Annotated in this window: 20 protein-coding genes; 4 read left to right on the top strand and 16 right to left on the bottom strand. The window is 68.0% G+C overall.

The genetic code is table 11. The annotated features are described in order from the left end of the window. Positions 1-114: 114 nt before the first annotated feature. The 6 genes from QAR72_RS06280 to pyrC form a co-directional block, all read right to left on the bottom strand. The gene (locus QAR72_RS06280) at positions 115-1,512 is read right to left on the bottom strand and encodes a helix-turn-helix domain-containing protein (protein ID WP_304616538.1); all 1,398 of its coding nucleotides are present in this window, start codon (positions 1,510-1,512) and stop codon (positions 115-117) included. Between the two features lie 160 nt (positions 1,513-1,672). Further along, the gene (locus tag QAR72_RS06275; protein WP_331497644.1) at positions 1,673-2,824 is read right to left on the bottom strand and encodes a multidrug effflux MFS transporter; all 1,152 of its coding nucleotides are present in this window, start codon (positions 2,822-2,824) and stop codon (positions 1,673-1,675) included. 201 nt (positions 2,825-3,025) lie between these two features. Further along, on the bottom strand, positions 3,026-3,382 hold the full coding sequence (locus QAR72_RS06270; protein ID WP_219831127.1) for a DMT family protein: 357 nt from the start codon (positions 3,380-3,382) through the stop codon (positions 3,026-3,028). Next, a complete protein-coding gene (locus QAR72_RS06265) occupies positions 3,373-4,857 on the bottom strand; it encodes a replicative DNA helicase (RefSeq protein ID WP_304616509.1) in 1,485 nt (494 codons plus the stop codon). Before QAR72_RS06265 ends, QAR72_RS06270 begins: the two co-directional genes overlap by 10 nt. Positions 4,858-4,969: 112 nt before the next feature. Further along, on the bottom strand, positions 4,970-5,641 hold the full coding sequence (locus tag QAR72_RS06260) for an orotate phosphoribosyltransferase (protein ID WP_304616508.1): 672 nt from the start codon (positions 5,639-5,641) through the stop codon (positions 4,970-4,972). Then, positions 5,638-6,681, bottom strand: coding sequence for a dihydroorotase (gene pyrC / locus QAR72_RS06255; protein WP_304616507.1), 1,044 nt, complete (start codon positions 6,679-6,681; stop codon positions 5,638-5,640). Before pyrC ends, QAR72_RS06260 begins: the two co-directional genes overlap by 4 nt. A 155-nt stretch (positions 6,682-6,836) precedes the next feature. Here pyrC and QAR72_RS06250 point away from each other — a divergent pair, with 155 nt between their 5' ends. Beyond that, positions 6,837-7,154, top strand: a complete 318-nt coding sequence (locus tag QAR72_RS06250; RefSeq protein ID WP_304616506.1) for an antibiotic ABC transporter — start codon at positions 6,837-6,839, stop codon at positions 7,152-7,154. Between the two features lie 63 nt (positions 7,155-7,217). Here the strand turns inward: QAR72_RS06250 and gap are convergent, their stop codons facing one another. The 4 genes from gap to purB all read right to left on the bottom strand — a co-directional run bounded on the left by gap (position 7,218) and on the right by purB (position 10,928). After that, positions 7,218-8,219 carry a type I glyceraldehyde-3-phosphate dehydrogenase gene (gene gap / locus QAR72_RS06245; protein WP_304616505.1) on the bottom strand — a complete coding sequence of 334 codons (1,002 nt, stop codon included), beginning with the start codon at positions 8,217-8,219 and terminating at the stop codon, positions 7,218-7,220. Positions 8,220-8,314: 95 nt separating this feature from the next. Further along, complete coding sequence (locus QAR72_RS06240) at positions 8,315-8,458, bottom strand: hypothetical protein (protein ID WP_304616504.1); 144 nt, start codon at positions 8,456-8,458, stop codon at positions 8,315-8,317. A 63-nt stretch (positions 8,459-8,521) separates the two neighbouring features. Then, positions 8,522-9,523 carry a FliG C-terminal domain-containing protein gene (locus QAR72_RS06235; RefSeq protein ID WP_304616503.1) on the bottom strand — a complete coding sequence of 334 codons (1,002 nt, stop codon included), beginning with the start codon at positions 9,521-9,523 and terminating at the stop codon, positions 8,522-8,524. 91 nt (positions 9,524-9,614) lie between these two features. Further along, positions 9,615-10,928 (bottom strand): adenylosuccinate lyase, encoded by a 1,314-nt coding sequence (purB, locus tag QAR72_RS06230; protein WP_304616502.1) that lies wholly within the window; start codon positions 10,926-10,928, stop codon positions 9,615-9,617. A gap of 141 nt (positions 10,929-11,069) precedes the next feature. Between purB and QAR72_RS06225 the strand changes: the two genes are divergently transcribed. Then, positions 11,070-11,750 carry a hypothetical protein gene (locus QAR72_RS06225; RefSeq protein ID WP_304616501.1) on the top strand — a complete coding sequence of 227 codons (681 nt, stop codon included), beginning with the start codon at positions 11,070-11,072 and terminating at the stop codon, positions 11,748-11,750. Beyond that, a complete protein-coding gene (locus QAR72_RS06220) occupies positions 11,750-12,784 on the top strand; it encodes a YihY/virulence factor BrkB family protein (RefSeq protein WP_304616500.1) in 1,035 nt (344 codons plus the stop codon). Before QAR72_RS06225 ends, QAR72_RS06220 begins: the two co-directional genes overlap by 1 nt. A 12-nt stretch (positions 12,785-12,796) precedes the next feature. Here the strand turns inward: QAR72_RS06220 and QAR72_RS06215 are convergent, their stop codons facing one another. The 3 genes from QAR72_RS06215 to QAR72_RS06205 all read right to left on the bottom strand — a co-directional run bounded on the left by QAR72_RS06215 (position 12,797) and on the right by QAR72_RS06205 (position 16,407). Next, a complete protein-coding gene (locus tag QAR72_RS06215; RefSeq protein WP_304616499.1) occupies positions 12,797-14,440 on the bottom strand; it encodes a peptidoglycan -binding protein in 1,644 nt (547 codons plus the stop codon). Between the two features lie 2 nt (positions 14,441-14,442). Beyond that, complete coding sequence (locus QAR72_RS06210) at positions 14,443-15,675, bottom strand: biopolymer transporter ExbB (RefSeq protein ID WP_304616536.1); 1,233 nt, start codon at positions 15,673-15,675, stop codon at positions 14,443-14,445. 177 nt (positions 15,676-15,852) lie between these two features. Continuing rightward, the gene (locus tag QAR72_RS06205; protein ID WP_304616498.1) at positions 15,853-16,407 is read right to left on the bottom strand and encodes a gamma-glutamylcyclotransferase; all 555 of its coding nucleotides are present in this window, start codon (positions 16,405-16,407) and stop codon (positions 15,853-15,855) included. 103 nt (positions 16,408-16,510) lie between these two features. On the opposite strand from QAR72_RS06205, the gene QAR72_RS06200 reads away from it, so the two are divergent. Beyond that, complete coding sequence (locus QAR72_RS06200) at positions 16,511-17,575, top strand: DUF2125 domain-containing protein (RefSeq protein WP_304616497.1); 1,065 nt, start codon at positions 16,511-16,513, stop codon at positions 17,573-17,575. Here QAR72_RS06200 and QAR72_RS06195 read toward each other — a convergent pair. The 3 genes from QAR72_RS06195 to rpsD all read right to left on the bottom strand — a co-directional run bounded on the left by QAR72_RS06195 (position 17,572) and on the right by rpsD (position 20,389). Further along, positions 17,572-18,492 carry a prephenate/arogenate dehydrogenase family protein gene (locus tag QAR72_RS06195; RefSeq protein WP_304616496.1) on the bottom strand — a complete coding sequence of 307 codons (921 nt, stop codon included), beginning with the start codon at positions 18,490-18,492 and terminating at the stop codon, positions 17,572-17,574. The genes QAR72_RS06200 and QAR72_RS06195 overlap by 4 nt on opposite strands. Continuing rightward, positions 18,489-19,580 carry a histidinol-phosphate transaminase gene (gene hisC, locus QAR72_RS06190; protein ID WP_304616495.1) on the bottom strand — a complete coding sequence of 364 codons (1,092 nt, stop codon included), beginning with the start codon at positions 19,578-19,580 and terminating at the stop codon, positions 18,489-18,491. The genes QAR72_RS06195 and hisC overlap by 4 nt, the downstream gene beginning before the upstream one ends. A 188-nt stretch (positions 19,581-19,768) precedes the next feature. Then, the gene (gene rpsD, locus QAR72_RS06185; RefSeq protein ID WP_304616494.1) at positions 19,769-20,389 is read right to left on the bottom strand and encodes a 30S ribosomal protein S4; all 621 of its coding nucleotides are present in this window, start codon (positions 20,387-20,389) and stop codon (positions 19,769-19,771) included.

Here is a 20,389-nt window from a genome sequence, read left to right as displayed (position 1 = left end):
ACAGGACCTGTGCCTTCGTGGCAACAGGCCATCAGCCGGGCACGCCCGAGATGGGCGGATACCTGCCTTTCTGCGCGGCTTTCCGCCGAAATCGGTTGGTATTTGTCGAAATTGTCACGCAATTTCATATGGCAGATATCCGCTGCGATCATTCGGAATTCTCAGTGGCCGATCGATCGGAGGGACCGACCTCTGGTGGCAATCGGGTCGCGGGCAGATTCGGCACGAGATCCCGATCGGCTCGAAGGCGCGGGGCCGCATCAGGTCCAGCCCGTCCGCATAGACCAGCGCCGAAGCATGCGTCACCTCGCAGCCCAGCCCGATGGCAAAGCGGCGGACCGGTGCGTTGAAGGCGCCCGCATGTTTGGACACGTCGCGCGACAGAAGCAGATAGCGCACGCCGTCCGGCGTCTCGGCCAGTTGGCGCAGGAACCGGCCGGGCTGCTCGAAAGCCTGATGCACGTTCCAGAGCGGGCAGGCCCCGCCAAAGCGCGCGAATTGCAGGCGCGTGGCGGAATGACGCTTGGTGATGGTGCCGGCCTGATCGACGCGAACGAAAAAGAACGGCACCCCTTTCGCGCCGGGCCGCTGCAAGGTCGAGAGGCGGTGTGCCACTTGTTCCAGAGAGGCGCCGAACAGATGCGCCAATCGTTCGAGATCGTGCCGCTCGGCCTGGGCGGCGGCAAGGAAGCTGCGATAGGGCATCAGCGCCGCGCCCGCGAAGTAATTGGCCAGCCCCAGCCGGGCGATCTCGCGCGCGGTGGAACTGCGAAACCGCGCAAGGTCCAGCGTCGCCTCCAGCAGGTCGGATTGGCGTTCCAGCGCGACCAGATGCAGGAGCTGGAACAGTCGTGTCGGCGCCTCGGCCGCGGCATTCACGCGCAACTCGCGCCCGTCGCGCTGAAAGACGGCATTGGCGGGCAATTCGACCAGAGACACGCGGATGTCGCGGCTGGCCAGGGCCTCGACCGCGCGGGTCCAGGGATCGGCGCGCTGACCGTCTGGGCAGGCGAAATGCTCGGCCGCGCGGTCCACCGCGTCGATGTAATTGTCGCAATAGTGGAAGAAGTCGCGCACCTCCTCCCACGGGGTCGTCAGGGTGCTTTGGCTGGCCGCGCCGATGGCCTCGTCCAAGGCGGCAAGGCGTTCCTGCCCCTCGCGATAGGCGCGGTGCAGGTCCAGGAAGGCGCGCGCCAGAACCGGCGCATTGGTCGCCGCAAGCCGCAGATCGGCCAGGGGCGGGGTGGCGTCGAAAAGGGGGTCGGCCAGCGCCTCCTGCATGTCGATGACCATGCGTTCGGCGTCGCCCGCCGCAAGGGTCGTCAGATCGACGCCGAATTCCTGTGCCAGACGCAGCAGGACCCCGGCGCTGATCGGGCGATGGTTGTTCTCCATCTGCGAGAGGTAGGGCAGAGAGACGCCAAGCGTCTCGGCAAAGCGCCTTTGCGTCAGCCCCGTCCGCGCCCGCGTTTCGCGCAGCGCGCTGCCGGCATAGATCTTTTGCACCGCCATCCCTGCCTCCTCCCTTTGCAAAGCAAGCGATAGCTTTTGCAAAGGCATTGCCGCAAGAGGCAGCGTGCCCTGCCAGAGCAGGGTCAGGATCAGCAGCAGGGCAAGGGCGGGGCGTTGGCGCATGCCCTGATCCTGCCGCAAAAGGTTTAAGATCCGGTTGTCACGCGCCGAGCCCGATCCGTCTTTCGCGCATCAGCACCCAGAAGACCGCCACCAGGGAGCCAAGCGCCGAGCCGCACATGATCACCAGAAGCGGACCCGCGCCGCTGCCCGGCTGCAAGAGCGCGCCCGCCAAGGCCGAGAGCGCCGCGCCCCCCGCCACTGCCAGCGCCCCGCCCAGGCCCGAGGCCGTGCCCGCCAGTTCGGGGCGCACGCTCATCATCCCGGCATTGGCATTGGGCAGGACCATGCCGTTGCCCAGGCCCATGAAGGCGATGGCACCGAAGAAGACGAGGGGCCGCAGAAGGCCCACCAGATCGGCCAGAAGCGCCAGCATCAGCGCGACAAAGCACAGTGCGGCGCCGATCAGGATCATCCGGTTCAGCCCCAGCCGCGCCGAATAGCGGCCCGACAGGAAATTGCCCAGCACATAGCCGATCGAGGGCGCCGCGAACCAGTAGCCGACCTGCGCGGGTGTCAGGCCAAAGACCTGATCGCCGACGAAGGGCGCGCCGCCGAGATAGGCGAAGAACGCGCCCGAGGACAGCGTGGCCGCGAGGCAGTATCCCCAGAACCGCTGCGAGCGGGCCAGGGCCGGGTAGTTCTGCATCTGCTGGCGCATGGGCAGGCCTCCGCCGCGGACGGTCTCGCCCATGTCGCGCCAGGTGACGACCAGCACGGCGATGCCCAGAAGGCCCATCACAGCGAAATTCGCCTGCCAGCCGAAAAGCTCGTCGAGGACGCCGCCGAAGACCGGGGCCATCATCGGCACCACGGCCATGCCCATCGTGACATAGCCCAGCATCGAGGCCGCCCGGTCGCCGTCATAGAGGTCGCGGATCACGGCGCGGGGGACCAGCATGCAGACGGTGATGACCGATTGCAGCAGGCGGAAGATCAGGAAGACCGTCGCGGTGGTCGCCAGAAGCGTGCCGATCGTGGCGAGAAGAAAGCCGATCAGACCCCAGATCACCACCGGGCGGCGACCGTAGCGGTCGCTGATCGGGCCGCCCAGCAGCTGCAGCACCGCGCTTGCCCCGATATAGGCCGAGACGGAGAGCTGCATCACGCCGTAATCCACGTCGAAATCGCGCGCCATGCCGGGAAGCGAGGGCAGGAAGACGTTCATCGACAGCGCGGATACCCCTGACAGGGCGACCAGCGTCTAGAGATGCGGGGGGGTGCGAATGGCGGGCATGGGGTTCTCCTGATGCAAGGATTTGAATCTTGTGCAGAATGCTGCAAGCCCGCGCGTCCTGATCCCCGCTAGATGGGGCGGGCGGGGGGGCGCCGCCCCCCGGTCCCCCCGCCGGCGGGGGCGGCGCCCCCTCCGGGCCTCCCCCGAGGTGCGGGATCAGCCGAAATCGTGAAAGATGAACCAGGCGCCGAGGCAGATCAGCGAGAAGCCCACGCCGTGCTGCCAGCCCAGCCTTTCGCCCAGATAGAGCCACGAGAAGATGGCGAAGACCGAAAGGCTGATCACCTCCTGGATGGTCTTGAGCTGGGCTGCGCTGAAATGGCCGTGGCCGATGCGGTTGGCGGGCACCTGCATCACGTATTCGAAGAAGGCGATGCCCCAGCTGATGAAGATGACCGTGACAAGCGGCGCGGTCTTGAACTTGAGGTGGCCATACCAGGCCACCGTCATGAAGATGTTCGACAGAAGCAGCAGCCCGATCGTCACGACCGGGACGGGAAGGTTCAGTCCCATTGGCTCTGACGGTCCTTGGCGAGGTTGCCGAAGCGGGTGAACTGCCCCTCGAAGGCCAGTTCGACCGTGCCGATCGGGCCGTGGCGCTGCTTGCCCAGGATCACCTCGGCCTTGCCATGGACCTGTTCCATGACCTGCTGCCACTTGGCCATCGCGTCCAGATCGCTGTCGGAAGGTTTTTCCCGTTCCTTGTAATACTCCTCGCGGAAGACGAACATCACGATATCGGCGTCCTGTTCGATCGAGCCGGATTCGCGCAGGTCCGACAGCTGCGGGCGCTTGTCCTCGCGGTTCTCGACCTGACGCGACAGCTGCGACAGGGCGATCACGGGGATGTTCAGTTCCTTGGCGATGGCCTTGAGGCCCTGCGTGATCTCGCTGACCTCGTTGACGCGGCTGTCCTTGGCCGTGGCGGCCTTCAGCAGCTGGAGATAGTCCACCATCAGCACATCAAGCCCCTGCGTGCGCTTGAGCTTGCGTGCGCGGGCGGCCAGCTGGTTGATCGGCAAAGCGGGCGTGTCGTCGATGTAGAGCGGGCAGTTCTGCAAGGCATGTGCGGCTTCGACGAAGCGGCGGAACTCGGCCTCGTCCATGTTGCCCGAGCGGATGCGTTCCGAGGGCACCTCGGCGGCCTCGGAGAGAATCCGGGCGGCAAGCTGCTCGGCCGACATCTCGAGGCTGAAGAAGCCGACGATGCCGCCCTCGACCGTGCCATGGGTGCCGTCGGGACGTTCGCCCATCTTGTGCGCCTTGGCGATGTTGAAGGCGATGTTCGTCGCCAGCGAGGTCTTGCCCATCGAGGGGCGCCCGGCCAGGATGATGAGGTCGGAATTGTTCAGCCCGCCCATCTTGGCATCGAGGTCGATCAGCCCGGTCGAGATCCCCGACAGCTTGCCGTCGCGCTGATAGGCGGCATTCGCGGCCTGCACGGCGCCGGTCACGGCCTTGAGGAAGGACTGGAAGCCGCGTTCGGCCACGCCGGCCTCGCCCAGCTTGTAGAGCGTCTGTTCGGCGGCCTTGATCTGTTCCTCGGCCTCGTCCCCGACCTCGACCGTGGCGGCGCGGGCCGCGATGTCCTGACCCAGCTGGATCAGTTCGCGGCGCAGCGCGAATTCGCGTATCATCTGGGCATAGTCGCGCGCGGCATAGGCGCTGATCGCCGCCGCCGCCATGCGCGCCAGATAGGCCGGGCCGCCCAGATCCCTGAGCCCCTCGTCATGTTCCAGAAACGCTTTGATCGTCACCGGGCTGGCCAGCGCGTTGCGGCGGATGCGTTCGGCGCAGATCTCGAAGATGCGCGCATGGACCGGGTGATAGAAATGCTCGGGGCGGATGATCTGGCTGACCCGGTCGAACACGTCGTTGTTGGTCAGAAGCGCGCCCAGAAGCTGTTGTTCGGCTTCCAGCGAAAAGGGGACTGCCTGCTGGGCTTCGTCCTCGGTCTGGCCGGGGATGATCGCGCGGATGCTGCTCATGGCTGATCCTGTCCTTGTTCTGGTTGCACGCAGTGTAAAGCAAAGCGGCGGGCCGCGAAATCGGCCCGCCGCATTTTCCGGTGCGCGCTTCTGTGGAGAAGCTGTGGATAAGTCAGGCGTTGGCGGCCTGCCAGGCCCGCGGATCGTTCAGGAATGTCTCGACTTCGGCCAGCGTGGCCTCGTCAAAGGCGCCCTGCGCGCGGGCCTCGGCCAGAACGTCCCACCACGTGCAGAGATGATGCAGCGTGACGCCGTGATCGGCCAGTCGCTGCACGGTTTCCGGGAAGATGCCGTAATAGAAGACAACCGCCGTATGCGCGCAGGTCGCGCCGGTCTCGCGGATCGCGTCGACGAAGGACAGCTTGCTGCCGCCATCGGTGGTCAGATCCTCGACCAAGAGGACGCGCTGACCCTCGGTCATCACGCCCTCGATCCGGGCATTGCGACCATAGCCCTTGGGCTTCTTGCGGACATAGGTCATCGGCAGGCCGAGACGCTCGGCCACCAGCGCGCCGAAGGGAATGCCCGCCGTCTCGCCGCCTGCCACGTTGTCGAAGGCCTCGAAACCCGCATCGCGCAGCACGGTCGCGGCCAGAAAGTCCATCAGCGTGGCGCGGACGCGCGGAAAGCTGATGATGCGGCGGCAATCCACATAGGTTGGCCCCTTGAGACCCGACGCATAGGTGAAGGGCTGGGCGGCGTTGAAGTCGACGGCCTTGATCTCCAGCAGCATCCGGGCGGTCAGGCGGGCGATTTCCTCGCGCGCGGGGAAGGTCAGGCTCATTTGTCCTCCAGGTGCCAGTAGAGCGGGAAGCCGGGGTCGAAGACGGTGACCGTCTCGCCGCCCGCCTCGATCCGGGCGGGGTATTCGGCGGGGCTGTCACGGCGGGTCAGGGTGATCCGGTCCTCGTTCGGGGGCAGGCGGTAGAAGGCCGCGCCGTTGAGGCTGGTGAAGGCCTCCAGCCGGTCCAGCGCGCCCTCGTCCTCGAAGACCTGCGCCAGAGTCGACATCGTGTTCGGCGCGGTGAAGCAGCCCGCGCAGCCGCAGGGTTGCAGCTTGGCGCTGTCGGCATGGGGGGCGCTGTCGGTGCCGAGGAAGAAGCGCCCCTCGCCCGAGGTCGCGGCCTCTCGCAGGGCCAGCCGGTGTTCCTCGCGCTTGGCGACGGGCAGGCAGTAGTAGTGCGGCCGGATGCCGCCCGCGAGGATCGCGTTGCGGTTGATGACCAGATGATGCGTGGTGATCGTCGCGGCCAGATCATCGCCGCCCGAACGGGCATAGGCGACGCCCTCGCGGGTGGTGATATGTTCCATGACCACGCGCAGGCCGGGGGTGCGGCGGCGCAGCGGATCGAGGATCGTGTCGATGAAGACGGCCTCGCGGTCGAAAATGTCGACCTCGTGCGCAGTGACCTCGCCATGCACGCAGAGCGTGACGCCCGCCTCGGCCATCGCCTCCAGCACCGGCTGGACGCGGGCGAAATCGGTCACGCCCGAGGCGCTGTTCGTCGTGGCCCCCGCGGGATAGAGCTTGACCGCGCGGATGATCCCGGCACGGAAGGCCGCGACCACATCGGCCGGGTCGGTCGTGTCGGTCAGATACAGCGTCATCTGCGGCTCCAGCGCCGCGTCTTCGGGCAGGGCGGCGCGGATGCGGTCGCGATAGGCGGCGGCCTGGGCGCCGGTCACGACCGGCGGCACCAGATTGGGCATGATGATCGCGCGGCCGAAGCCTGCGGAATGGCGCGCGACCGCCGCCAGCATCGCGCCGTCGCGCAGATGCAGGTGCCAGTCGTCCGGGCGTCGGAGGGTCAGGGTCTGTGTCATGAGCCTGCCTCTAACCACGCCATGCCCCTTTTGCCAAGCGGGCCCGTCCAGAATTCGGGAACCCTGTACGGAAGTGGCAGTTGTGTGAAGGCGCTTTCAAATGCAAGATCGCGTGGGCCGGCGGTCATCGTCCGGCAAAACAAGGACTTTTGCTCATGACCCCGATTCTTCCGCTGATCCTGCCTGCTGCCCAGATGCGCCTTGTCACGCAATTCGCCCGCATGGCGATCGAGGCCAACACGGTCATCGGCCTGCGCATGGCGGGGATGATGGGCATCATGGCGCAATCGCCCGGCGAGCCTTTCCGGATGGTGGCCGAAAAGCAGGCCGCCGCCAGCGAGTCGCTTTACGCCATGGCCAGCGCCGGGATGCGGGGGCACAGCGCCGAACGTGTCCTGTCGGCCGCCCTGCGCCCCTACGGGCGGCGCACCCGCGCCAATTCGCGCCGCCTGACGACCTCGAAGCCGCGCTGAAGCCAGCCTCCGCGCATGAAAAAGGCCCCCGAAGCGGGGGCCTTTCTGCATTTCCGAGCGGGGTCAGATCAGCTTGCCCATCGCGACCGCCGTATCGGACATGCGGTTCGAGAAGCCCCATTCGTTGTCGTACCAGGTCAGGATGCGGCACAGGCGGCCTTCCATCACCTTGGTCTGGTCCATGTGGAAGACCGAGGAATGCGGATCGTGATTGAAATCCGACGAGACCAGGGGCTCGGTCGTGTAGCCCAGAACGCCCTTCATCGGGCCGTCCGCCGCGGCCTTGATGGCGGCGTTGATCTCTTCGACCGTCGTGTCGCGGGCGGCCTCGAAGGTCAGGTCCACGACCGAGACGTTCGGGGTCGGCACGCGGATCGCGACACCGTCCAGCTTGCCCTTGAGTTCGGGCAGGACCAGACCCACGGCCTTGGCGGCGCCGGTAGAGGTCGGGATCATCGACAGCGCGGCGGCGCGGGCGCGATACAGGTCCTTGTGCATCGTGTCCAGCGTCGGCTGGTCGCCGGTATAGCTGTGGATCGTCGTCATGAAGCCGCGCGTGATGCCGATGGCGTCGTTCAGCGCCTTGGCGACGGGCGACAGGCAGTTCGTCGTGCAGCTGGCATTCGAGACGACCAGATCGTCGGCGGTCAGGCTGTCATGGTTGACGCCATAGACGATGGTCTTGTCGGCATTGTCGCCGGGCGCCGAGATCAGAACGCGCTTGGCGCCCGTCGCCAGATGCGGCTGCACCTTGTCCTTCGAGGTGAAGATGCCGGTGCATTCCATGATGACGTCGACATGGCCCCAGGGCAGTTCGGCAGGGTTGCGGATCGCCGTGACCTCGATCGGGCCGCGGCCCACATCGATGGTCGAGCCGCTGACCGTGACGGTCGCCGGGAAACGGCCATGCACGCTGTCGTAACGCAGCAGATGGGCGTTGGTCTCGACCGGGCCCAGATCGTTGATGGCGACGACCTCGATGTCGGTGCGGCCCGATTCGACGATGGCGCGCAGCACGTTGCGTCCGATGCGACCGAAGCCGTTGATGGCGACCTTGACTGCCATGGGTACCCCTCCTGAGCAGATGACGGTTGCCACCCTCTAGCCAACAAGCAGGCGCGATGCAAATGCGGATCGCGCTAACACGGGGCGTGCCGGGCCTAGCGCCAGAACGACAGATATTCGATGAACTGGTCCAGCTGGCGGGCCAGGAACATGGGCATGTCCATCTGCAGCCAGAAGTGATCCGCCAGCAGAAGCGCGGCAAACAGCAGCAGCAGGGCAATCGCGATCTGGTTCGTCATCCGGGCCTCCGACTAGCGCCGTTATCGCGCCGGACGGTGGGGCTGGCAAGCGGATCGATGATGTCATCCCTCATCCGTCTGGGGCAGGGCCAGAACGATCTCTCCGGCCGCTTCCAGCCGGCGGATCGCCGAGACCATTTCGGTCATCGCATCCTCGATATCCTTGGGGCGCTGCTTGCCGAGTGCCTCGATCTCTTCGCGCAGACCGTCGGCCATGCGCTGCGAGATGTTCTCGAGAAGGAACGACACGGCTGCCGCCTCGGCCCCCTCGGTCGCCGAGAGCGCGCGCAGCAGGACCTGCTGTTCGACCTCGCGCAGGATGCGCGGCACGTCGCGGGGCGAGACGCGGGCGGGGATATGGGCGAAGAGGAAGATCGACTTGCGCACCTCGTCGGCAAAGCCGGGATCGGCGCCTTCCAGTGTTTCCAGCACCTGATCGCGCAGATCGGCCGACGCGAAGTTCAGGATCGCGCCCATGCGGCTGGTCGCGGGGGTGGCGATGGCGGGGCGGGGCAGGGCATCGGCGGCCTGCAGCAGCACCCGCCCCATCCGGTGCAGCGAGGCCGCGCTGACGCCTGCCGTCATCGGCATGGCCTGCGCCACGGCCCGCGCCCGTTCGCGCGGCAGCGCCACGAAGACCTCGGAGGCGCGCTCGACCGGCAGTTTCGACAGAAGCAGCGCCACGAGTTCCGCAGCCTCGCCCTTGGCCAGCGCGATCAGGATGTCGGCGGGCAGGGCGGCGATGCGCAGCCAGGGATCGGCGCGACCCTCGACCGCGGCGGCCTTGCGCAGCCGGTCGGTGCTGTCATCCGAGATGCTGGCGCCCAGCATGGCCAGCGTTCCGTCCAAGTCGCCCGGAAAGGTCACGCCCACCGATTCAAGATGTTCGCAGAATTCGTCGATCACCGCATCGCGGGTCTGGCGGTCGATCATGTCCATCGCCGCCATTTCCTGCGCCAGCAGGGTCTGACAGTCGCCCGACAGGCGTTCGAGGCTGATGCCTTCCTCCTCCTCCAGCAGAAGGCGCACGATCACCGCTGCCTTCTGCCGCTGGTTCAACATCATGGCTGCGCCCATGCAAAGGCCCCCTGTCACAATCCCGATCAGCGGCAGGATGCGACAGAGGGCCTAAGATTCGGTTAGCGCCGCCCGATGATCAGACCGGATCGGCCTCGAAGACGCGGCGGAAGATCGTGTCCACATGCTTGGTGTGGTAGCCGAGATCGAACTTCTCCTCGATCTCGGCGGGCGACAGGGCGGCGGTCACTTCGGGATCGGCCAGCAATTCCTCGCGGAAATCTGCGCCCTTTTCCCAGACCTTCATCGCGTTGCGCTGGACCAGACGATAGGCGTCCTCGCGGCTGACCCCGGCCTGGGTCAGCGCCAGAAGCACCCGCTGCGACATGACCAGACCGCGGAACTTGTTCATGTTCGCCAGCATGTTGTCGGGGTAGATCACCAGCTTCTCGATCACGCCTGCCAGCCGGTTCAGCGCGAAATCCAGCGTAATCGTCGCGTCGGGCGCGATGCCGCGCTCGACCGAGGAATGGCTGATGTCGCGCTCGTGCCAGAGCGCGACGTTCTCCATCGCCGGGATCACGGCCATGCGGACAAGACGGGCAAGGCCGGTCAGGTTCTCGGTCAGGACCGGGTTGCGCTTGTGCGGCATGGCCGAGCTGCCCTTCTGGCCGGGGCTGAAGAACTCCTCGGCCTCCAGCACCTCGGTGCGCTGCATGTGGCGGATCTCGATGGCGATGTTCTCGATGCTGCTGGCGATGACGCCGAGGACCGCGAAGAACATCGCATGCCGGTCGCGCGGGATGACCTGGGTGCTGATCGGCTCGGGGCGCAGGCCGAGCTTGGCGCAGACATGTTCCTCGACCGCCGGATCGATGTTGGCGAAGGTGCCGACCGCGCCGCTGATCGCGCCGGTGGCCACCTCGGCCCGCGCGGCCTGAAGGCGCGCACGGCCGCGCGCCATTTCGGCGTAGAAGCGCGCGAAGGTCAGGCCCATCGTGGTGGGCTCGGCATGGATGCCGTGGCTTCGGCCGATGCGGACCGTGTCCTTATGCTCGTAGGCGCGGGTCTTCAGAGCGGCCAGAACGCGGTCCATGTCGGCCAGCAGGATGTCGGCGGCGCGCACCAGCTGGATGTTCAGCGTCGTGTCCAGAACGTCCGACGAGGTCATGCCCTGATGGACGAACCGCGCCTCGTCGCTGCCGACATGCTCGGCCAGATGGGTCAGGAAGGCGATCACGTCATGCTTGGTGACGGCCTCGATCTCGTCGATGCGGGCCACGTCGAACTGGACATCCTTGGCGCGCCAGACGGCTTCGGCATTCTCGCGCGGGATCACACCCAGATCGGCCTGCGCGTCGCAGGCATGGGCCTCGATCTCGTACCAGATCTTGAACTTCGTCTCGGGCGACCAGATGGCGACCATTTCGGGGCGGGCATAGCGAGGGATCATGGCGGGCTCCTTGTCGATGGGCGCGGCATAGCCTTGGCGGGGCCGGGGGGCAAGTTTTCATGCGGGCGGGAGAGGGATCGCGGAACATTCCCCTGTCCAAGCGGGTTTGAATGGCGACAAGATGCCAGCCGGAGACCGCTCATGCGCCCCCAAGACCCCCATCCGCACCTGACCGAGGCCGACCGCGACAGCCAGACGCGGTTTGGCACCCGCCGCGTCCCCCCGGGGCATCGCACCGCAAGCCCCTATCCGCATCGCAAGATGGTGTCCTCGCGGATTCCGCCCTCGGGGCCGGTCTCGCCGGACGGGCGGCATGTCTGGCCGCGACCGTCGCTGGCCGCGCGGATCATCGTCTGGGGCGGGGTCGCGGCCGGTGTGGCGGGCCTGACGGCGGCGGGCGTCGCTGCGGGTCGCATGATCGCGGGCGATGACCGCCCGGCGCCGCGCGCCCATGTCGCGCCGCGCTTCGCCCAGATCGACGAGGACGAGCGCGAGGCCATGCGCCGCCGCGTCCGCGCCCAGGCCCGCGCCGATGCCGAGGCCGCCGCACGCCTGCGCGCCCAGGCCTCGCGCCGCAGGGGAACGTCGGCGCAGCGGCTGAGCGACACGGCCAACGAGGTCTCGACCGGGTTGAACAGCGTCGTCGCCTCGGTCCTCTCGGCCTTCGAGGCGTTCAACGCCGTTGCCGGTCGGGCGCGGGGCATCGTGCAGCAATTCACCGAGGCCGCCGACCAGATCCGTGACATGACCGTTCGCCGCGGCACTGCCGCGCCGCGACCCGGCCATGCGGCTACCCCGGTGCGGCCGGACCAGGACCGCTGATGAGCGGCCGCCAGAGGTCGGGGCCGGGCGTTCTGGACGCGCTGTTCGGTTCGGTCGATCCCCGCACAGGGCGGCCCTTTGGCCAAGGCGCGCCCGAGCGGGCCAGTCCCCGGACAATTACAGGGCGCGAGCCCGGCTTGCGCGACCTGCGCCTGCCCGATCTGGTCGCGGTGGGGAAATCCACCATCGAGCAGATCGGCGAGGATCGCGTGACCTATGTGTCGGGCGGCGTCACGTTCTTCGGGTTGCTGTCGCTGTTTCCGGCGATCACGGCCTTTGTCTCGCTCTACGGGCTGATGGCCGATCCGGCGACGATCGACGGCCATCTCGCCCTGCTGTCGGACCTTTTGCCCGAGGGCGGGCTGGACATCATCAGCACTCAGGTCAATGCAATAGCCGCCAGCCCCGCAGGCGTGCTGTCGGTCGCCGGTCTCGTTGCGCTGCTGATCGCCCTCTGGTCTGCTAATGGCGGGATGAAGGCGCTGCTGTCGGCGTTGAACGTCGCCTTCTACCAGCGCGAGACGCGCAGCTTTCTCAAATTCAACCTGATCTCGATGGGGTTCACGCTTGGCGGGCTGGTGCTGATCGCGATGATGCTGACGGTGGTCGCCGTGATCCCGGCCCTGCTGCGATGGGTGCCGATGGCGCCGACGAACGAGACGATGCTGAACCTGATCCGCTGGCCGATCATGTTCGCCGTTCTGGTTCTGGCGCTGGCGGCGGTCTATCGCTGGGGTCCGTCCCGGCCCAGCTCGCGCTGGCACTGGGTCTCGCCGGGGGCGGTGTTTGCGGGGGTCGCGCTGGTCATCACCTCGATCCTCTTCTCGTGGTATGCCGCCAATTTCGGCAGCTACAACGAGACCTACGGATCCCTTGGCGCGGTGATCGCGCTGATGACCTGGCTGTGGCTGAACGCGACCATCGTTCTGGTCGGCGCCGAGCTGAATTCCGAACTGGAGCGTCACCTGCGCCGCATGGCGGGCCTGCCCGATCCCAAGGCCGAGGCCCTGGAGGCCGAGGTCGCGCGGCTCTGACCGCGCGGCCCCTTACCTCTCGGTCAGCTTCAGCTCGATCCGGCGATTGAGGGCACGGCCTTCGGCACTGTCCTCGGTTGAGATCGGGCGCGTATCGGCAAAGCCGGTCGGCGCCAGCCGCGAGGCCGGAAAGCCCAGTTCGTCGGTGAGAAAGCGCACCACCGCCAGCGCGCGGGCCTGCGACAATTCCCAATTGTCGCGGAACCGGCCCGTTCCCGACAACGGGATGTTGTCGGTATGGCCGTCGACGCGGATGATCCAGTCGATCTCGGGGGGGATCTCGTCGGCGATGTCGACCAGCAGGCGGGCCAGCCCCGCGACCTGATCGCGGCCCGCATCCGACAGGGCTGCCTCGCCCGGCGCGAACAGAACCTCGGACTGAAAGACGAAGCGGTCGCCCACGACCTGCACACCCTCGCGCCCCGATAGGATCTGCGACAGCCGGCCGAAGAATTCCGACCGGTAGCGCGCCAGATCCTGCGCCTCGGCCTCGGCGCGCAGGCGGGCCTGTTCCTCCAGCGCAAGCCGGCGCTGCGTTTCCTCGGCGCTGCGCAGCAGCGCGGCGTTGAGCTGCTGGCCCAGTTCGGCCACGCGCAATTCCGCCTCGGCCTGCTCTTCGCCCGCGACCTCCAGCAGCGCCTGAAGAGAGCCGAGTTGAGCGGTCAGTTCCGCGACCTGCTGGTTCAACAGCGCGACGCGGCGCTGGCTGCCCTCGGACAGGTTTTCCTGACGGGCCAGTTCGGCGCGGGCGGCGGCCAGAAGCCCCGCCTGACGCTGCGCCTCGGTCGTCTGCGCGGCCAGTTCCTCCGACAGCCCGTCGCGCGCAGCCTCGGCGGCGGCCAGCAGGGTCAGCGTCTCTTCGGCCTCGCGGCGACGTTCCTCCAAGGCAAGCGTCATGGCTGTCAGTTCGGTATCGGCGGCTTCCAAGCGGCGGCGCAAGAGGGCAGCGGCCTCGGCCTCGGCCAGCCGCGCGGCCTCGGCCTCGGTCACGGCGGCTTCGCCCTCGGCCAGTTCGGCGCGAAGCTCGGCCGTCAGCGCCTCCAGCGCCTCGCGGCGGGCGGCGTCAAGGCGGGCGGCCTCGGCCTGTGCGTCGATCTCGCGGCGGGCGGCGGCTATGGCCAGTTCGGCGGCCGAGGCGCGTTCCTCGGTCTGGGCGAGGCTTGCGCCCAGTTCCTCGATCTGCGCCTGATCCTGCAGGCGCGAGGCCAGAAGGGTGGCGACTTCGGCCTCGAAATCAGTCAGGCGGCTGCGTGTCTCGGCCAGTTCGGCCTCTCGCGTTTCAAGCTGGGTGCCCAGCCGGGTGATCTGCGCCGCGCGTGCCCGGGCCTCGGCCTCCAGATCGGCGGTGCGGGCCTCTTCGGCGGCCAGATCGCGCGCCAGCCCGGCCTCGCGTTCCTCCGATGCGGACAGGGCCTGGCCAAGCGCCGCGACCTGTCGGCCCAGATCCTGCAATTGCCGCTCCTGGCGCGAGATGACCTGTCCCTGATCGCTGATCGTGTCGTCCTGTTCGGTGATCTGCTCGCGCAGCACCGATTGCACAACCATGAAGATCGTCAGCACGAACATCAGCACCATCAGCAGCGCCGTCATCGCGTCGACGAAGCCGGGCCAGATCGTGGCCGAGAAGCGTTGCCCCGAATTCGCGCGCAGGGCCATGATCACTCGTCCCGGCGGCGGGGCTGGGCCAGCAGGTCGTCGCGGAACGGGTCGCCGAAGCGCGCCGCCCGGACCGCCCGCGTCAGCACCAGCAGATCCGAACGCAGATCGGCCAGCATCTCGTCGCGTCCGCTGGCAAGCTCGGTCCCCAGCCGCGCCAAGGCGGTCTCGATCCGCGTCAGGTCGGGTGCGGCGCCCTGGTCGACCGCCTCGATCAGCCGTTCCTGCCCCCGCGCGATCTGTTCCAGCGCGCGTGTCGTCGCCTCGGCGCGGGCGGTGGCTGCGGCCTGATCCGCCTCGGTCCGCAGGACCAGCGCCTCGATGGCCTGCGCCATCACCACGACCCGCTCGTCGGCCAGCATCGAAGCGTCATCGCGGGCCGCGTCGCGGGTGGCGTGAATCTCGTGCAGGCGGTCCATCTGCAGGCCCATCTGCTCGATGAAGCCTGCCATCGCCGCCTGGTCGATGGCCTCGCCCTCCTGCCCGGCCAGACCGACGCGGGTGAAGCCCGACATCCATTCCTCGAGCTCGCGGTAGAAGCGGTTCTGCCCATGCGTCACGAACAGTTCCAGAAGCCCCACGACCAGCGACCCCGCCAGACCCAGAAGCGACGAGGAGAACGCCACCGCCATGCCGCCCAGCTGGGCCTCGAGCCCGGTCATCAGCTGGTCGAACAATTCGATCCCTGTCTGGCCCTCTTGCGGGGCAAGGGCACGGATCGTGTCCACCACCGCCGGAACGGTTGTCGCAAGTCCGTAGAACGTGCCGAGAAGACCCAGAAAGATCAGCAGGTTGGCTAGATAGCGGGTGATGTCGCGGATCTCGTCGATGCGGGTCGCGACCGATTCCAGGATCGAGCGCGCCGACGAGGTCGAGATCGCGCCCCCGGCTGCGCCCCGCGCGCCCAGCATCGCGGCCAAGGGCGCCAGCAGGCGCGGGGCATGATCGTCCCGCATGACCGAGGCGCCCCGCTCGACCGCGGTGCGGCGGCGCGCGGCGAAACGCTCGATCCAGCTGACCGAGCGGACCAGCTGCGCGACCTGCCAGAAACAGGCGAGAACGCCAAGCGCGAACACCCCGAGGATCAGGCCGTTCAGCCAGAGGTTCGACACGAAGATCGGCAGGATGCGGCCATAGGTGAACCAGGCGCCCACCAGCACCAGCGTCAGCGCGGTCAGCATCAGCAGGATCTGGCGCACCGGCTGGGAAAAGCGCGGGGTGGCCGCGCCCAACAGCGCCTCGGCCCGGTTCGCGGTGACGCGGTTCTTGCCAAGCGTCAGTCGTGGAGGCGGCGTCTTGTCGTCCGGCGTCTTGTCACTGATCCCCTCGCTCACGCTGTCACCCGTCCCTGTCTGGTTTTGGCCGAGTGTAGGGGCGCCATGCCCCGTTGCCAAGCGCGTCCACTCGGGGGGTCACGGCTTCGATGCGCGGTTTTCCAACAGCTTGCGGACCCTGTCGGCCAGATGGTCCAGCTGCGGATCGCCCAGCCCGATCCGCGCCAGATGCTCTGCGGTGTTGAACAGGTAATCCGCGTTCGGCCCGCGCCCGCCCACCGCGCCCGCGATGGTGCGGGCCTGTTCCTCGGGCGGAAGGCTGCCCGCATATTGCCAGTGATCACGGCGCATCACGTAGGTCAGCGCCTCGACATGGCGGCCATCCTCCAGCGTCAGCGGCAGGACGGCTTCGCGATAGGCATCGGTGACCAGTTCGCGGGCACGCAGATAGGCCAGCACCTCGTCATGATCGGCAGGCGCGATTCGCATTGCAAGCCCGGTGCAGCACGCGCCCTCGTCCTGATCCAGCCCCAGGACCAGACCGGGCCGGGCGGCGGTGCCGCGATGCTGGATCGAACGCAGGCAGAAGCTGCGCCGATACCCGTTCAGGCTGGCCCGCACGGCTTCGACCGGCCGGAAGCCCGGGTCCCAGATCAACGATCCGTAGCCGAAAATCCAATCTATCTTGTGCATTGCCGCCTTTGCCTCAATCTAGCAGCATAAGAGGCCCAAGGGGGCGGCGAAAGGCCCCCTCCGCCGATCCGGCAGGCCCGAACGTGGAAGGACAGGTTTTGCGATGCGTCGTGCCATCATCGTCGTGACGGTCTTGCTGGCCCTGCTGCTGGGCGCGCTCTGGTTCGGGGGCGAGATCATGGCCGCCAATCGCCTGCAGGCCGAGATCGAGGCCCGGCCGGACCTGACCGCGGCCTCCGTCCAGCCCCTGCGCGCGCCGCCGGCGCTTGGCGTGACGGTCGAGGCGCCGCGGATCGGATCTGGCGCGCAGGGCATCGGCGCCGAGCGCGCGCAGGTTCTGGTCAATCCGCTGTCGCCGCTGACCTTGCGGCTGGACCTGCCAGAGGCGCTGACCCTGACGCTTGGCGGACGCGACCATGCCCTGACGGGGCAGGATATCGACGGGGTTCTGGCCTTTTCGCCGCTGCATGGCCGCACCGTGAAACGGGCCGAGATGCGCGGCAGCGACCTGGCGCTGGACGGACAGCCCTTGGCCCGCGCCGCCGACCTGCGGGTGGAGCTGAACCGGCTGGGCTTTGGCGCGCCGCGCGCCGCGCGGGCGGCTTATCGCGTCTCCGCCAATCTGGACGAGGTGACGCCGCAGGCTCTGTCGCCTCTGGCGCCGACGCTGGCCGGGCTGGGTGGCGCAATCTCGGTTCAGGGCGGGGCGGTTCTGTGGCTGGACGCGCCGTTTCGACCGGACAGCGCCCGCATGCCGATGGTGATCGGCGCGCAGACCGAGGGGATCGACCTGCTTCTGGGCGGTCAGGCCCTGCGCGTCATCGGCCGGATCGCACCCGACGCGGCGGGCCTGGCCGAGGGGCAGGTGGCGCTTTACGCGCGCGATGCGGGGGCGGTGCTGGACGTGCTGGCGGCAGCCGGGCTGCTGCCGACCGGGGCGCGGCCCCTCGTCGAGGCCGGGCTGAGCAGGCTTGCCCAAGCCGATATCGAGGCTCCGTCGGATCAGGGCCCCGCGATGCCCCCGCCGGCCGAGGGCGAATTGCGCCTGCTGCTGACGATGGCGGATGGCCGCATGTCGATCGGCCCGGTGCCGATCGGCCCGGCCCCGATGCTGATGCCGGCAGGGCAGGCCGCGCCCGTCCTGCCGGTGACGGCCCCCTCGCCCTAGGAGGCCGCGCTTGCCCCGGCGATCCGGCCGAAATCGGGCGCCTCGGTGTCCTGACCGGCCTCGATGATGCCCCGGCGGATGGCGCGGGTCCGGGTGAAGTAATCGTGCAGATGCTGGCCGTCGCCCATCCGGATCGCCCGCTGCAGGACGAACAGCTCCTCGGTGAAGCGGCCGAGGATGTCCAGCGTCGCCTCCTTGTTGTGCAGGAACACGTCGCGCCACATCGTCGGATCGCTGGCCGCGATCCGGGTGAAGTCGCGGAAGCCCGCCGCCGAATACTGGATCACTTCCTCGCCCGAGACGCGGCGCAGGTGATCGGCCACGCCCACCATCGTGTAGGCGATCAGATGCGGCGCATGGCTGGTGACGGCCAGAACCAGATCGTGATGGCCGGCCTCCATCATGTCGGTCTTGGCGCCCATGCCGCGGACCAGCCGTCCCAGACGATCAAGCGCCGCCGGATCCGTCTCGGGCAGGGGGGTCAGCAGCCACCAGCGGTTGCGAAAGAGGCTGGCAAAGCCGGAACGCGGGCCCGAATGCTCGGTCCCCGCCAGCGGGTGGCCGGGGATGAAATGCACCCCTTCAGGGATGTGGGGCGCGACGGCGTCGATCACCGATTGCTTGACCGAACCGACATCCGTGACCGTGGCGCCGGGCGCCAGATGCGGCGCGATCTCGGCCATGACCGGCCCCATGGCGCCCACCGGCACCGCCAGCACGATCAGGTCCGCGTCCGCCACGGCCTCGGCCATGCTGTCGCAGACCTCGCAGAGGCCGATCTCGCGCGCCACGTCGCGGGTGTCCTGGCTGCGGGCATAGCCGGTGATGCGACCCGCAAGCCCGCCCTCGCGCATCGCATGGGCCATCGAACCCGCGATCAGGCCCAGCCCGATCAGCGCAACCTTCTGGTAGATCATGCCCCTGCCCGCCCTGCCATGAAGCGCTTCAGGCAGGCCAGCACGCGCGCGACCCCTGCCTCGTCTCCGACCGTGATCCGCAGCGCCTCGGGCAGGCCGTAGCCCGCCACCCGGCGCACCAGGATGCCGTCCTCGCGCAGCGCCCGGTCGGCGGCCTCGGCCGTGGCCGGGCTGTCGAAACGGGCCAGCACGAAGTTCGCAAAGCTCTCGTCGCAGCCGATCCCCATGGCGGTCAGCGCCTCGCGCATCTCGGCGCGCAGGCGGGCGTTCAGTTCCGCACAGCGGCGGGTGAAGGCACGATCGCGGATCGCGGCCTCGGCCGCATCCATCTGGGCATTGGACAGGTTGAAGGGCTGGCGCACGCGGTTCAGCACGTCGATCACCGACCGCGCCGCATAGCCCCAGCCGATCCGCAGCCCGCCCAGCCCGTGGATCTTCGAGAAGGTGCGCGTCATCACCACATTCGGGAAGCGGTCCACCAGCGAGGCGCCGCCATCGAAACCCTCGGCGAATTCCGTATAGGCGCCGTCATGCACGAACAGGACCGAGGCCGGCAACCCCTCGGCCAGACGCAGCAATTCGGCCTCGGTCAGCATCGTGCCGGTCGGATTGGCCGGATTCGCCACAAAGACGACCCGCGTGCGGTCCGTGACGGCGGCAAGGATCGCATCCACATCGACGCGGCGCGCGGCTTCCGGCACGGTGACGGGCATGGCGCCGACCATCCGCGCCAGGATCGGATACATGGAAAAGCCGTGCTCGGTGGTGATCACCTCGTCGCCCGGACCGGCATAGGCCTGCACCACGAATTGCAGAACCTCGTCCGAGCCGACGCCGCAGATGATGCGGTCGGGGTCCAGCCCGTGAACCTCGCCGATGGCGCGGCGCAGGCTGGCATGATCGGTGCCCGGATAGCGGTGCAGATCGCCCGAAGCCGCCCGGAACGCCTCGGCCGCGGCCGGGCTGCATCCCAGAGGGTTCTCGTTCGAGGACAGTTTCAGCACGTCATCGCGCCCCGCCAGCGCGCTTTCGCCGCTGACATAAAGCGCGATGTCCATGATGCCGGGCTGCACTGGTGTCTGGGTCATGGCCTTATCCTTTGTCCGGCTTCCGTTTATGCCCAGCAGGGCGGTTAGGAAAGCCCCCATCAGGGTCCGCCTTGTCGGGATGGCGGAACCGGCGGGGGGGCGGGGGGCGGCAGCCCCCCGCCCGTCGCGGGACGCAAAAGGGCCGCATCGACAGATGCGGCCCCCGAAGCATTGCGGTGCGGCGAAGATCAGTTCTTCGCGTAGAATTCGACGACCAGGTTCGGTTCCATCTGCACGGCGTAGGGAATGTCGCCCAGGGACGGCGTGCGCACGAAGGTCGCGGTCATCTTGTTGTGGTCGACGTCCAGGTAATCCGGCACGTCACGCTCGGTCAGGCCGACCGATTCCAGCACGATGGCCAGCTGACGCGAACGCTCGCGGATCGAGACGACGTCGCCTTCCTTCACGCGGTAGGAGGCGATGTTCACGCGCTTGCCGTTCACCTCGACATGGCCATGGTTCACGAACTGGCGGGCGGCGAAGATCGTCGGGACGAACTTGGCGCGGTAGACGATGGCGTCCAGGCGACGCTCCAGCAGGCCGACCAGCATCTCGCCGGTATCGCCGCGCAGACGCTCGGCCTCGGCATAGATGCGGCGGAACTGCTTCTCGGTCAGGTCGCCATAATAGCCTTTCAGCTTCTGCTTGGCGCGCAGCTGGGTGCCGAAATCCGACAGCTTGTTCTTGCGGCGCTGGCCGTGCTGGCCGGGGCCGTATTCGCGGCGGTTGACGGGCGACTTGGCGCGGCCCCAGATGTTCTCGCCCATGCGGCGGTCGATCTTGTACTTGGCAGACGTGCGTTTGGTCAC

Source organism: Paracoccus sp. (in: a-proteobacteria) (assembly GCF_030604785.1).
Lineage (GTDB): Bacteria > Pseudomonadota > Alphaproteobacteria > Rhodobacterales > Rhodobacteraceae > Paracoccus.
The sequence above is the reverse complement of the archived record's forward strand: the minus strand, read 5'-3'. Positions and strand labels throughout refer to the sequence as shown.

Excerpts from the sequence above, each read along its gene's own strand:
- QAR72_RS06250 (WP_304616506.1), top strand. The coding sequence starts at position 6,837 with ATGACCCCGATTCTTCCGCTGATCCTGCCTGCTGCCCAGATGCGCCTT.
- QAR72_RS06265 (WP_304616509.1), bottom strand. The coding sequence starts at position 4,857 with ATGAGCAGCATCCGCGCGATCATCCCCGGCCAGACCGAGGACGAAGCC.
- QAR72_RS06240 (WP_304616504.1), bottom strand. The coding sequence starts at position 8,458 with ATGACGAACCAGATCGCGATTGCCCTGCTGCTGCTGTTTGCCGCGCTT.
- QAR72_RS06195 (WP_304616496.1), bottom strand. The coding sequence starts at position 18,492 with ATGATCTACCAGAAGGTTGCGCTGATCGGGCTGGGCCTGATCGCGGGT.
- hisC (WP_304616495.1), bottom strand. The coding sequence starts at position 19,580 with ATGACCCAGACACCAGTGCAGCCCGGCATCATGGACATCGCGCTTTAT.
- QAR72_RS06235 (WP_304616503.1), bottom strand. The coding sequence starts at position 9,523 with ATGATGTTGAACCAGCGGCAGAAGGCAGCGGTGATCGTGCGCCTTCTG.
- QAR72_RS06260 (WP_304616508.1), bottom strand. The coding sequence starts at position 5,641 with ATGAGCCTGACCTTCCCCGCGCGCGAGGAAATCGCCCGCCTGACCGCC.
- QAR72_RS06200 (WP_304616497.1), top strand. The coding sequence starts at position 16,511 with ATGCGTCGTGCCATCATCGTCGTGACGGTCTTGCTGGCCCTGCTGCTG.
- QAR72_RS06225 (WP_304616501.1), top strand. The coding sequence starts at position 11,070 with ATGCGCCCCCAAGACCCCCATCCGCACCTGACCGAGGCCGACCGCGAC.
- QAR72_RS06270 (WP_219831127.1), bottom strand. The coding sequence starts at position 3,382 with ATGGGACTGAACCTTCCCGTCCCGGTCGTGACGATCGGGCTGCTGCTT.
- gap (WP_304616505.1), bottom strand. The coding sequence starts at position 8,219 with ATGGCAGTCAAGGTCGCCATCAACGGCTTCGGTCGCATCGGACGCAAC.
- QAR72_RS06220 (WP_304616500.1), top strand. The coding sequence starts at position 11,750 with ATGAGCGGCCGCCAGAGGTCGGGGCCGGGCGTTCTGGACGCGCTGTTC.
- purB (WP_304616502.1), bottom strand. The coding sequence starts at position 10,928 with ATGATCCCTCGCTATGCCCGCCCCGAAATGGTCGCCATCTGGTCGCCC.
- pyrC (WP_304616507.1), bottom strand. The coding sequence starts at position 6,681 with ATGACACAGACCCTGACCCTCCGACGCCCGGACGACTGGCACCTGCAT.
- QAR72_RS06215 (WP_304616499.1), bottom strand. The coding sequence starts at position 14,440 with ATGGCCCTGCGCGCGAATTCGGGGCAACGCTTCTCGGCCACGATCTGG.
- QAR72_RS06280 (WP_304616538.1), bottom strand. The coding sequence starts at position 1,512 with ATGGCGGTGCAAAAGATCTATGCCGGCAGCGCGCTGCGCGAAACGCGG.
- QAR72_RS06205 (WP_304616498.1), bottom strand. The coding sequence starts at position 16,407 with ATGCACAAGATAGATTGGATTTTCGGCTACGGATCGTTGATCTGGGAC.